The organism is Curtobacterium sp. MCBD17_034 (genome assembly GCF_003234515.1).
GTDB lineage: Bacteria > Actinomycetota > Actinomycetes > Actinomycetales > Microbacteriaceae > Curtobacterium.
Genome location: NZ_QKTN01000001.1, coordinates 723,261 through 735,143 on the forward strand (window position 1 = coordinate 723,261; position 11,883 = coordinate 735,143).

Below are 11,883 nucleotides of genomic sequence, written 5' to 3' on the forward strand. Positions count from 1 at the left end.
CCTCGGGTCCTGCGGCATGTCTGCACGCCGGAAAGAACTCGCATGTCCCCCTTCAAGAAGGGCGCGCCCTCGCGCGCCGACAACACCGCCCGCCACGCGAACGGCACCCCTGCCTCGCGGAGCCCGAAGCACCGCGGCTACCGTGCGGAGGAGCCGTCCGCTGGTCGCCAGAAGGCGCGGTGGGACGCGGCGGAGCGCCGCGACCGCGCCGCGTCCGGAGAGCGCTCCGGCCGCCCGAACTGGGAGCCGCGCAGCAACGACGACGACCGCAGCCGCGGGCGGTTCCCGCGCGACGACCGGCGCGGTGCGCGGTCGTCCGACCGGGACGACCGCGGCGGCCGTTCGTCCGGCCGGGACGACCGGGGCGGCCGGCCGTACGACCGGAGCGACCGGCCACAGCGTTCGTTCGACCGAGATGACCGTGGTGGGCGTTCGTTCGATCGCAGCGAGCGGCCGCAGCGTTCGTATGACCGTGATGACCGTGGTGGGCGTTCGTTCGACCGGAGCGACCGGCCGCAGCGTTCGGTCGACCGTGGCGGCCGCTCGTACGACCGGAGCGACCGGCCGCAGCGTTCGTATGACCGTGATGACCGTGGTGGGCGTTCGTTCGACCGGAGCGACCGGAGCGATCGGCCGCAGCGCTCGTTCGACCGGAACGACCGGAGCGACCGGCCGCAGCGTTCGTATGACCGTAATGACCGTGGTGGGCGTTCGTTCGACCGGAGCGACCGGCCGCAGCGTTCGTTCGACCGGAACGACCGGCCGCAGCGTTCGTTCGACCGGAACGACCGGGACGATCGGCCGCAGCGTTCGTTCGACCGGAACGACCGGCCGCAGCGCTCGTACGACCGGAACGACCGGAACGACCGGCCGCAGCGTTCGTTCGACCGCGATGACCGGACCGGTCGCACCCCGCGCGCCGCAGAGCGCTCGGGCCGCCACTTCGGCGACGCCCGTGAGGACCGTCCCGCTTACGTGCCCGCGGACGACGTCAAGCTCGAGAAGCTCCAGGCCGAGGCCACCGTCGCCGCGGACGTCGAGGGCGTGACCTTCGGCGACCTCGGCATCGGCTCCAACATCGTGCGGGTGCTCGCGGAGCTCGGCGCGGATCGTCCGTTCCCGATCCAGGCCGCGACGATCCCGGACGTCCTCGCCGGCAAGGACGTGCTCGGTCGAGGCCGCACGGGCTCCGGCAAGACGATCGCGTTCGGCGCGCCCCTCGTCGAGAAGCTCATGGAGAACGGTGGGGGCAAGAACCGCCGGATGGGCCGCAACCCCCGTGCGCTCATCCTGGCGCCGACGCGCGAGCTGGCGCTGCAGATCGACCGCACCGTCCAGCCGATCGCCCGTGCGGTGGGCCTGTTCACGACCCAGATCTACGGCGGGGTGCCGCAGGGCCGTCAGGTGGGCGCGCTGCAGCGCGGTGTCGACATCATCGTGGGCACGCCGGGTCGCATCGAGGACCTCATGGAGCAGGGGCGCCTCGACCTCAGCGAGGTCGTCGTCACCGTGCTCGACGAAGCCGACCACATGTGCGACCTCGGGTTCCTCGAGCCCGTCCGGCGCATCCTCCAGGCGACCGCCGACGTCACGCCGACCGGTGCGCGCGCGCAGAAGCTGCTGTTCAGCGCGACGCTCGACACCCAGGTCGCCGCGCTCGTCGACGAGTTCCTCGTCGAGCCGTCCGTGCACGAGGTCCTCGGCGAGGACCAGGCGTCCTCGACGATCGACCACCAGGTCCTCGTCGTCGAGCAGCGCGAGAAGGACCGCGTCATCGAGGAACTCGCGAGCGGCGACGGCAAGACCGTGGTGTTCGCGCGGACCCGTGCCTACGCCGAGCGTCTGGCCGACCAGCTCGAGGACGCCGGCATCCGGGCGACGAGCCTGCACGGCGACCTCAACCAGTCCCGACGCACCCGGAACCTGTCGCTCCTGACGAGCGGCCGGGTGAACGTCCTGGTCGCCACGGACGTCGCGGCGCGCGGCATCCACGTCGACGACGTCTCGCTCGTCATCCAGGCGGACCTGCCGGACGAGTACAAGACGTACACACACCGCGCGGGGCGCACCGGCCGTGCCGGCAAGGAGGGCACCGTCGTGACCCTCGTCACGCGGAACCGCGTCCGGAAGATGGAGGGCATGCTCGAGCGCGCCGAGATCGACGCACCGATGACGCCCGTCGCTCCCGGCGACGCGCTCGTCACGGAGCTCGCGCAGCGCTGACGCCGGGCGCGATCACGGACGGGAGGGACGGTGCGGGGTGACCCGCGCCGTCCCTCCCGTCGTTCCCCACCTGCGCGTCAGGACACGAAGAAGAGGAGCCCGCGGACGTACCCGGCCTGTCCAGCGTGCTGGACGCAGTCGTCGAGGATGCTGACGAGGCGGACGCCGGCGGTCACGGGCGGGTCCCATGCCTCGTCGACCACGGCGTCGAGGTCCTCGGGTGCGAGGCCCCGGACGTACTCGAGTGTCCGGGCGGTGGTCGCGCGGAGGTAACCGAGCAGCAGGTCGGACGATGCGCGGACCCGTCCGACGTCGTCGCGGGACATGCCGTACCCGAGCGCGTCGGCCGGGAACGGCAGGCCGAACCGGTCGTACCAGCCGTCGCTCGTCCACACCTGCTCGCTGCCGGTGAGGTCGGCGATCTGCGCGTCCTGCCCGCGGGCGATGTGCCAGGCGAGCCAGGCGAGCGTGTTCGCACCGGCGGCGGGCCGAGCGGCGAGCTGGTCCTCCGACAGGTTCCGGACGGCGCGCTCGACGGTCTCGGGGACGCGGGCGAACGCTTCGGCGAGGAGTTCTCCTGGTGTCATGTCCGCCACGCTAGCCCCGGGCGCCGACGGTGGACGGGTGGACCCGGGACGCTGTGGAGGGTCAGCCCGCGGCGTGGACCGCGTCCGGGCAGCCGTCGGCGCTGGCGCACTCGCCCAGGCGCGCAGCGACCTGCTCGAACGCCCGCGCGAGCGGGACGAGGTACTCGGTGGGGATCCCGGACTCGAACGCCGCGCGGTAGACGACCCCGATCTGCTCGGCGGTCTCGGCCCCCGTCGGCGTGAGTTGCAGGAGGACGCTCCGCCGGTCCTCCGGGTTCGGGCGTCGCTCGATGTGCCCGCGGTCGACCAGGCGGTCGACGAGGTTCGTGGTGGCACCGGTCGAGAGTGCGAGGTACTCGCTCGCCTGCTTCGGGGTGACGCCGTCCTCCGCGACCGACAGGAAGAACACGAAGCGCGCGTCCGTGGCGTTGAGTCCGCGCGCGGCGCTCTCGCGGGTCAGCACGCGGGCGTGGTGCACCTGCATGAGGCGGTACGCGTTGAGCACGCGGGAGAGTGCGGCCGCGTCCGTGCCCGGGGCCCTGTCCGTGGCCGTGGTGGTGGTGTCCGTCATGTCGTCCCTGATCGTCGGCGGCGCCGAGCGTGCTCCCGCCGGCACTCCATCCTCGCCCGGCGCATCTCGATGAGCAAGTATCTTGATAATCAAGCCATGTCCCCAGCAGTGGGGGTATGGCTCGTCTTGTAAGCAGCACGACCGCAAAGTAACTTGATGGTCGTACCAAATCCCGCATCACAGACCACATCGCAAGGAGTACCGTCATGCCCCGCGTCAGCCCCCGCACCGCCCGTGTCGCCGCCTGGATCGCCATCCCCGCCGCTCTGATCGCCTCCGGCGTCGTCGTCTCCACCGCCTCGTACTCGGCCTTCTCCGCCACGACGGTGAACCCCACCAGCAACTGGACCGCCGGGACCGTCGCCCTCTCGGACGACGACGCGAACACCGCGCTCTTCTCGGCCACCAACCTCAAGCCGGGTTCGACCGGCTCGAACTGCATCACGGTCACCTCGACGGGCTCGCTCGCTTCGGCCGTCAAGCTCTACGGCACGAGCGCGGCCACCACGAACGGGCTCTCGTCCTACGTGAACATCTCGGTCCAGCAGGGCACCGGCGGCGGCTTCGGCAGCTGCACGGGCTTCACCCCCTCGAGCACCAACGGCACGCTCTACACGGGCACGCTCGCGAACTTCGCGTCCTCGTACACGAACTACAGCAACGGCCTCGGCACCTGGACCCCGACCGGCTCCGCCTCGGAGTCGCGCGTCTACCAGGTCACCTACACGGTCTCGTCGACCACCCCGAACTCGGCGCAGGCCGGCACGGCGGCGCTCGGCCTCACCTGGGAGGCCCAGAACAGCTGAGCCCCCACCTCCTGACCGCCCGTGACGGCGAGCGGTCAGGACCGGCGGGACCGGGCGCGCCCCCACTGCGCCCGGTCCCGCCGACACCACCACCGTCGACCGGGAGGCACGACCTCCCACCCAGCACCACCCACCAGCCCGATCCACCACCAGCGGTGCCGCCCCCGAGGAACGAGTCATGACCACGACCAACATCGCCATCCCGGCCCCCGCCGCGGTGCCCGCGGTGCGCGTGGACCGGCTCCGTGACCTGCGCGACTGGAACCGCCTGGTCATCGCCACCGTCGCACGCGGCGTCATCGCCACCATCCTCGGCATGGCGCTCTGGGCCGTGGCACCGGCCGTCATCGGCTGGCACCCCACCACCGTCATGACGGGTTCGATGGAGCCGCGCCTCCAGCCGGGCGACGTCGTCGTCTCGAAGCCGGTCGCGCCGACCTCCCTCCACCTCGGTCAGGTCCTGCTGTACGACGACCCCGACCAGCCCGGCGAGCTCCGTCTCCACCGCTTCCACAAGGCGGGCGAGGACGGCCAGATCATCACCAAGGGCGACGCCAACCCGCAGGCGGACTCCACGCCGATCACGCGCAGCGCCGTCCACGGTGTCGGGTTCATCCGCGTGCCATACATCGGGATGCCCGTCATGTGGCTCCGCGACGGTGAGTGGAAGAAGGTCGCGATCCTCGTCCTCGCGCTCACGGCCATGGCGTTCCTGTCCACGATCGACGCACCGCTCCGTCGCGGCCCCGTCGTCGCCGCGACGGACGACGACGAAGCCGGGGAGGGCCTCCCGGACGACGTCGACGACCTGCTCATCCCCGTCCTCGTCGACGAGGACGAGGACGACGACGCGGACGTGCCGTCCGGTGCCCCCGCGGCACAGGGCCGGGAGGGACGTCGCCGTCTCCCCGCTCGCCTGTTCGCCCTCATCGTCGGCTCGGCCGTCGCGCTCGCCGCCGTCGGGACCGGACTGCTCCTGCCGAGCAAGGCCGAGGCCGCGCCCTTCGGCGCCATGACCTCCACGAGCGCGTCCTTCGGGGCCGCCTCGTCGTTCTCCTGCCTCGGTCGCACCGTGACCTACTCACCGACGATCGACTACGCGTTCAACGCGGCGTCGGGCACGAGCGAGACCGACCTCGGTTCCAGCGGCACGACGGCCACGCTGTCGAGCGGTGTCACCCGCGTCGCCGGCACGTGCGGTTCGAGCCCGTACGTCACGCTCGACGGCGCGACCGGTCAGGTCACCTCGACGTCCACCACCAAGATCACCGCCCCCTCCGTGTTCACGGTCGAGGCGTGGATCCGGACCTCCACCGCCGCGGGCAAGGTCATCGGCTTCGGCAACAGCCAGACGGGCAGCTCGAGCGCGTACGACCGACAGCTGTACATCAACTCGGCGGGCGCCGTCTCGTTCAGCGTCTACAACAGCGGCAACATCACCCTCACGTCGACCAAGACGGTGACGGACGGCCGGTGGCACCACGTGGTCGGCACGATGTCGTCGAGCGGCATGGTCCTCTACGTCGACGGCGTCAGCGTCGCCACGAACACGAACACCGCTGCCGAGCCCGACTCCGGCTGGTGGCGTATCGGGTACGACAACCTGAGCGGCTGGCAGAACGCGCCCACGAGCAACTACTACAAGGGCGACCTCGACGACGTCGCGGTCTACAACTCGGCCCTGTCGGCTGCCCAGGTCAGCGCGCTCTACTCCGCCGGCCGCTGATCCTCCCAGACCCCCGCGGTGCGCGGTGTCCCTGACCGGCACCGTGACCGCGGGCCCACACCCCGGCGCAGCCGGCGATGTCCGCGGTGCCCGCTACCGTGACCTGGTCCGGACGCTCCGGGCGCAGCGGCGGAGGGGGCACATGCGGATCCTGCACACGGGGGACTGGCACCTCGGGCGGACACTGCTCGGCGCGGACCTGCTCGACCACCAGGCGGCCTTCCTGGACCACCTCGTCGATCTCGTGCAGGAGCACGCGGTGGACCTGGTCGTCGTCGCGGGCGACGTCTACGACCGGGCGGTCCCACCCGTACCGGCCGTCCGCATGCTGTCCCGCGTGCTGGAGCGACTGAGCGCCCTCGCCCCCGTCGTCGTGACGCCCGGCAACCACGACTCCGCCGTGCGCCTCGGCTTCGGCGCCGGCGTGATGGCGGAACGGGTCCGGATCCTCGCCGAGGTCGAGCGGCTGCACGAGCCGGTCCTCCTGGACGACGACCACGGCACGGTCGCCGTCTACGGGGTGCCCTACCTCGCGCCGGACATGGTGCGCCATGCGCTCGCGGCCGATCCCGACGCGCCGCTCGCGCGCTCGCACGAGGCCGTCGTCCGTGCCGCACTCGACCGGGTCCGCGCCGACCTCGGTCGCCGTCCCGGTGTCCGGAGCGTCGTGGTCGCGCACGCGTTCGTCGGCGGCGGCGCACCGAGCGAGAGCGAGCAGGACATCCGCGTGGGCGGTGTCGACCGCGTGCCCGCGGGCGTGTTCGACGGCATCGACTACGTCGCTCTCGGGCACCTGCACGGCCCGCAGCGGGTCGGCGACGGCGACCGCATCCGGTACGCCGGCTCACCGCTCGCGTTCTCGTTCGGCGAGCGGCACCAGCGCAAGTCGGTGACCCTCGTGGAGCTCGGTGCGGACGGCGGGGTGTCCGTCGAGTTGCTCCCCGCACCCGTGCCGCGGCGGCTCGTCGACGTCCGGGCGACGATGGCCGAGATCGAGCAGGGGGCGGCCGCCGAGCACGCCGATGCCTGGGTCCGTGTGAGCGTCACCGACACCGTGCATCCGGATCGCATGTACGCGCGGGTGAAGGACCGGTTCCCCCACGCCCTGTCGATCCTCCACGAGCCCGCGGGCGGTACCACCGATCGCACCGCCGCGACCGTCACTGCCGCGTCGGACCCGGTCGAGGTCGCGGCCGACTTCGTGGCGTTCGCGACCGGTGGCCCGGCGACCGAGGCCGAGACCGCCGTGTTGCGCGACGCGTACGAGGCCGCCCTCGCCGCCGGAGGGGAGCGCTGATGTACCTGCACCACCTCCGTCTCGCCGCCATCGGTCCGTACGCCGAGACGGTCGACATCGACTTCGCGGCGCTCGGGGCCTCGGGTGTGTTCCTGCTGGAAGGGCCGACGGGCGCGGGCAAGTCGACGATCATCGACGCCGTCGTGTTCGCCCTCTACGGGTCGCTCGCGGGTGAGGGTGCGAGCAAGGACCGCCTCCACAGCCACCACGCCGACGCCGGGGTCGAGCCGTTCGTCGAGCTCGTGTTCGAGACCGCGGCAGGGGTCCACCGGGTCCGGCGCACCCCCGCCCACGACCGCCCGAAGAAGAGCGGAGGCGGCACGACGCGGCAGAACGCGTCGGCCCGCCTGTGGCGGCTGGCCGCGCCCGGGGACGCCGTCGGGGAACCCCTGTCGATCGCGACGCAAGAGGTCGGCGCCGAGGTCCAGCGCATCATCGGGCTCGACCGCGGCCAGTTCGTGCAGACCGTCGTGCTGCCGCAGGGGGAGTTCGCCCGCTTCCTGCGCGCTCCCGGTGAGGACCGTCGTGCGCTGCTGCAGTCGCTGTTCGGCACGGACGTGTACGAGCGCACGACCGAGGAACTCGTCGCTCGCCGCCGTGCGGCCGCCGCGGCGGTCGAGCGTGCGGACGCCGCCGTGCACGACGCGCTCAACCGCCTCGCCGAGGCGGCGGGCCTCGAGACCGTCGACGAACTCGCCGCCGATGCCGTGGTCGCCGAGGTCACCGCCGCCGCGCACGAGGCGACCACGGCCCGGGACGCCGCGGCCGGTGCCGCCGCGCGCGCTCGCGCCGACCTGGCGGACGCGGAACGCCGGGCGCGGTCACTCCGGCGCCGGGCGGACCTGCTCCGCCGACAGGCCGCGCTGTCGGACCGCGCGGAGCAGGTCGCCGGTGCCCGGGCCCGGCTCGAGCTCGCGGAACGGGCCGGCCGCGTGCTCGGCCTGGTCGTCGGCCTCGACACCGCCCGCACGCGTGCCGAGCGTCGCGGCGCGGACCTCGCGCGGGTCGTCGCCGAGCACCGGGACGCCCTCACACGCCACACCGTCGGGGTGGGCGCCGGAGCCGGTGGCGCGCCGCTGGACGCGGACGGCAGCGTGTTCGAGGACCTCGAGTCGATGCCGGCGGTCGACACCACCGCGCTCGCCGCGCACGCCGCCGCGCTCCGCGACGTCGTCGCGGGTGCGCGGCACGCCGTCGCGCTCGAGCGCGATCTGCCGGCCCGGCGCGCCGCCCTCGCCTCGGCCCGCACCGAGCTCGCCCGCGCCGAGGAGCGCCGCGCCGCGCTCGAACCCCTCCTCGACGCCCGGCCCGCCGAACGGCTCGCGCTCGTCACGATCTCCCGCGCGGCCGCGGACCGGGCCGCCGACGGACCCGTCGCGGAGCGCGCGCTGGCCGACCTCGACGCCGTGCGGGCCCTGCTCGACGACCGGGACCGCGCCGCGGCCGACGCGACCGCCGCCGACGCCGACCTCGCCGCCGCGTCGCTCCGGGCGCAGGCGGCCATCACGCACGAGGCCGACCTGCGGACACGGCGGGCGGCGGGCCTCGCGGGTGAGCTCGCCGGCGTCCTGACGCCGGGAGAGCCCTGCCCGGTGTGTGGTTCCGTCGACCACCCGGCGGTCGCGGCGCCGCTCGACGGCCACCCGACGGACGACGACATCGAGGCCGCCGCCGACGCCCGCGCCACCGCCGACGTCGACCAACGCGCCGCCGCCGCTCGGCAGGCCGTCGCGCGGCGTGAGTGCGACCGGCTCACCACCGCGATCGGTGCGGCGACGCCCGAGTCCGTCGCCGCGACCGCGTCGGCGCTGCGCGACCGGATCGCGCGTGCGCACGCTGCCGCGGCCGAGGTCGCCCGGGCCGAGGAGCAGCTCGAGGCGTTCGACCGCGACACCCGCGCCCTGGCCGAGGAACGCAGCACGCTGGCCGCGCAGGTGGCGGCCGGGCGCGCCGGCCACGCCGCCGATGCCGCCGCGCTCGCCGCCGACGAGGCCACCGTGGAGCGCTGCCGTGCCTCGGTGGTCGACGCCGGCGGTGTCGGCACCGGCTCGCTCGACCAGGCCGTCGCCGCGCTCGATCGTGACGCGGCCGCCTGCGCAGCCGTCGCCGCCGCGGCCGACGCCCTGCGGAGCGACGACCGTGACGTGCTGGCCCGCGCAGCGGAGGTCGAGCGCGCGCTGGGGGACGCGGGGTTCGCCGACGCCGACGCCGCCCGCGCCGCCGGGCTCGGGCCGGACGAGGCGGCGCGGCTCCGGTCCGAGGTCGCGGGAGCCGAACGCGAGCACGCGGTCGTGCAGGCCGGCCTCGCCGAGGCGGACGTCGCCGCGGCCGAGCACGACGCCGTCGACGGAGCCGAGTTGGAGGCCGTCCGGACGCGTGCCGACGGAGCCGAGGAGGCCCTCCAGGCCGCCACCGGTGCGGCGGCGACCGCGGAGGCCCGTGCGGCCGCGACCTCGGCTCGACGCGCCGACCTCACCCGGGCGGTGCGGGCACGACAGGAGACCTCGGCCGAGAGCCGCGCGGTGGTCCGCCTCGCCGACATCGCGACCGCGGCGTCGAGCGTCAACCCGACGGGCATCACGCTCGGCACGTACGTGCTCATGCGGCGGTTCGAGGACGTCGTCGCCGCCGCGAACAGTCGACTCGGCGCGATGCTCGGGGGCCGGTTCGCGCTCGAGGCCTCGGACGAGCGCGAGACGTCCTCGCGCGCCCGTCGCACGGGCCTGGCGCTCGCGGTGCGCGACCACGAGACCGGACGGACGCGCGACCCGCGGAGCCTGTCGGGTGGCGAGACGTTCACGACGTCGCTGTGTCTGGCGCTCGGCCTCGCCGACGTCGTCCAGGCCGAGGCCGGCGGTGTCGAGCTCGGCACCCTGTTCGTGGACGAGGGGTTCGGCACGCTCGACCCGGAGACGCTCGACGGCGTCGTCGGGCAGCTGACGCGTCTGACGGCCGGCGGACGCCAGGTCGGCATCGTCAGCCACGTCGAGGAACTCAAGCAGCGGATCCCCGACCGGATCGAGGTCCGGCGAGCACCGGGCGGAGGGTCGACGGTGCGGACGACGGTGTGACCCGCGCGGAGCTCAGGCCCCGACGACCGGCAACGCGTACCGGACGACGGGGTCGCCGCCGAGTGGATGCGGCACGGGGTCGCCCTCCGGCCGGAACCCCGCTGCCTCGTACACCGCGATGGCCCGGGCGTTGGTCACCCGGCTCTCGAGCTCGACGAGCACCGCGCCGCTGGCCTCGGCCTCGGCGAGGACGCGCTCGAGCAGGGCCCGTCCGACGCCCAGACCCCTGGCGTCCGGCCGCGTGGCGAACAGCTCGAGCCCGACCACCGCGTCGCCCCGGTCACTCGTCACCGCGAAGCCGACGATCTCCGACCCGGCGCCGCCGTCACCGGTGCGGGTCGCGACGAGGAGCTCCGCCCCCGGCAGGGCGAACTTGGACCGGGCGCGTTCCCGCACGGGCGCGCCCTGGTCCTCGCCGTCGCGGTCGGTGAGCGCCGCCAACCAGAGGTCGACGCACGCGTCCGCCTCGATCGCGGTGCCGGGCCGGACCTGGATGCCGTCCAACGCGCTCACGCCGCCACCCCCGCCGCCAGTGTCGCGAACCGGCTGCGGATCTCGTCGGGTGTGACGGCTCCGGGCTGGAGGTGGTCGCGGGCGGCGACGCGTGCCAGGTGCTGCACGAGCGCGTTCCGCGGTGCGTGCGTGCCGGCCGACCGCGCGAGCAGCGCGATCTCGCCGTTGAGGTAGTCGGTCTCGATCGAGCCGGACCCGCGCACGAGCGATTGCCAGGACGACCCGCCGAGTTCGTGCTCGACGCCGGGGACGGGGCGGGAGCGGAACGTGTCGCTCCGTCGGGCCTTCTCGGTCGCGTCGGACACCGCCTGGACACCGGCGGCGGCGTAGACCCCGAGGGCTTCCTCGCGGAGCGCCGACGCGAGGTCTCGCCAGGACGCCCCGTCCGGACCGAGCAGGGCCTGGAGGCCGTTCGCCAGGTTCGACAGCAGCTTCTGGTACTTCCACCCCATCACGTCGGCCTCCGGGTACACGTCGACGCCGCTCGCGCGGAAGTCCGCCGCGAACGCCGCCACGACCGGGTCGTCGTCGACCGGGCGGGCCGGGTACGCGCCGATGGTGAGGATGCCGATCGTCGGCGCGATGCTCACGACGACCTCGGCGGGGTCGAGGCTCACCGCGGGGAGCCAGACGCAGACGCCGTACACGCGTTCGAAGTACCGGAGGGCGATGCGTTCGGACTCGACGCCGTTGAGTGCGGTGCAGACGGGGAGCAGGTCGCCCGCGGTACCGATGACCGTGCCGCCGGCGTCGTGCACGGGCGCGTCCGCCCAGGTCCGGAGCGCCTCGTCCGCCTGCTGCGTCTTCGTCGTCAGGACGAGCACGTCGTCGTCGCGGAGCGCGGCCTCGTCCGGGGCCTCGACGACCGCGACCGGGACGGTGACGTCCTCGTCGGGTGTCCGCAGCCGGATCCCGCGGTCGCGCAGGGCCGCGGCCCGGGCCCCGCGGGCGACGAGGACGGGCGGGTTCGGGCTGTGGCGGGCGAGGCGGGCCGCCAGGGCGCCGCCGATCGATCCGGCCCCGATGATGACGTAACGCACACGTCATGCGTACCACGGGCCTCCCGGCAGGCTCCGGGCGGACGCGGAC

The 11,883-nt window shown here is 74.0% G+C and carries 9 protein-coding genes; 5 read left to right on the forward strand and 4 right to left on the reverse strand.

Features of this window, described 5'->3' with window-relative positions; all coding sequences use genetic code 11:
- Positions 1 to 42 precede the first annotated feature (42 nt).
- A complete protein-coding gene (locus DEI92_RS03480; protein ID WP_111012328.1) occupies positions 43 to 2,223 on the forward strand; it encodes a DEAD/DEAH box helicase in 2,181 nt (726 codons plus the stop codon).
- A gap of 77 nt (positions 2,224 to 2,300) precedes the next feature.
- Here the strand turns inward: DEI92_RS03480 and DEI92_RS03485 are convergent, their stop codons facing one another.
- Together DEI92_RS03485 and DEI92_RS03490 are read right to left on the reverse strand one after the other, a co-directional pair.
- The gene (locus DEI92_RS03485) at positions 2,301 to 2,810 is read right to left on the reverse strand and encodes a DinB family protein (RefSeq protein ID WP_111012329.1); all 510 of its coding nucleotides are present in this window, start codon (positions 2,808 to 2,810) and stop codon (positions 2,301 to 2,303) included.
- Positions 2,811 to 2,871: 61 nt separating this feature from the next.
- Complete coding sequence (locus tag DEI92_RS03490) at positions 2,872 to 3,381, reverse strand: MarR family winged helix-turn-helix transcriptional regulator (protein WP_111012330.1); 510 nt, start codon at positions 3,379 to 3,381, stop codon at positions 2,872 to 2,874.
- 206 nt (positions 3,382 to 3,587) lie between these two features.
- Here DEI92_RS03490 and DEI92_RS03495 point away from each other — a divergent pair, with 206 nt between their 5' ends.
- From DEI92_RS03495 to DEI92_RS03510, 4 genes are all read left to right on the forward strand, one after another.
- Positions 3,588 to 4,187, forward strand: coding sequence for a hypothetical protein (locus DEI92_RS03495; protein ID WP_111010174.1), 600 nt, complete (start codon positions 3,588 to 3,590; stop codon positions 4,185 to 4,187).
- A gap of 178 nt (positions 4,188 to 4,365) precedes the next feature.
- Positions 4,366 to 5,913 (forward strand): signal peptidase I, encoded by a 1,548-nt coding sequence (locus DEI92_RS03500; protein WP_111012331.1) that lies wholly within the window; start codon positions 4,366 to 4,368, stop codon positions 5,911 to 5,913.
- A 142-nt stretch (positions 5,914 to 6,055) separates the two neighbouring features.
- On the forward strand, positions 6,056 to 7,210 hold the full coding sequence (locus tag DEI92_RS03505; protein ID WP_111012332.1) for an exonuclease SbcCD subunit D: 1,155 nt from the start codon (positions 6,056 to 6,058) through the stop codon (positions 7,208 to 7,210).
- Positions 7,210 to 10,281 (forward strand): AAA family ATPase, encoded by a 3,072-nt coding sequence (locus DEI92_RS03510; RefSeq protein WP_111012333.1) that lies wholly within the window; start codon positions 7,210 to 7,212, stop codon positions 10,279 to 10,281. Before DEI92_RS03505 ends, DEI92_RS03510 begins: the two co-directional genes overlap by 1 nt.
- A 12-nt stretch (positions 10,282 to 10,293) precedes the next feature.
- On the opposite strand, the gene DEI92_RS03515 is transcribed toward DEI92_RS03510, so the two are convergent.
- Together DEI92_RS03515 and DEI92_RS03520 are read right to left on the reverse strand one after the other, a co-directional pair.
- The gene (locus DEI92_RS03515; RefSeq protein ID WP_111010166.1) at positions 10,294 to 10,794 is read right to left on the reverse strand and encodes a GNAT family N-acetyltransferase; all 501 of its coding nucleotides are present in this window, start codon (positions 10,792 to 10,794) and stop codon (positions 10,294 to 10,296) included.
- Positions 10,791 to 11,834, reverse strand: coding sequence for a ketopantoate reductase family protein (locus DEI92_RS03520; RefSeq protein ID WP_111012334.1), 1,044 nt, complete (start codon positions 11,832 to 11,834; stop codon positions 10,791 to 10,793). Before DEI92_RS03520 ends, DEI92_RS03515 begins: the two co-directional genes overlap by 4 nt.
- Positions 11,835 to 11,883 lie beyond the last annotated feature (49 nt).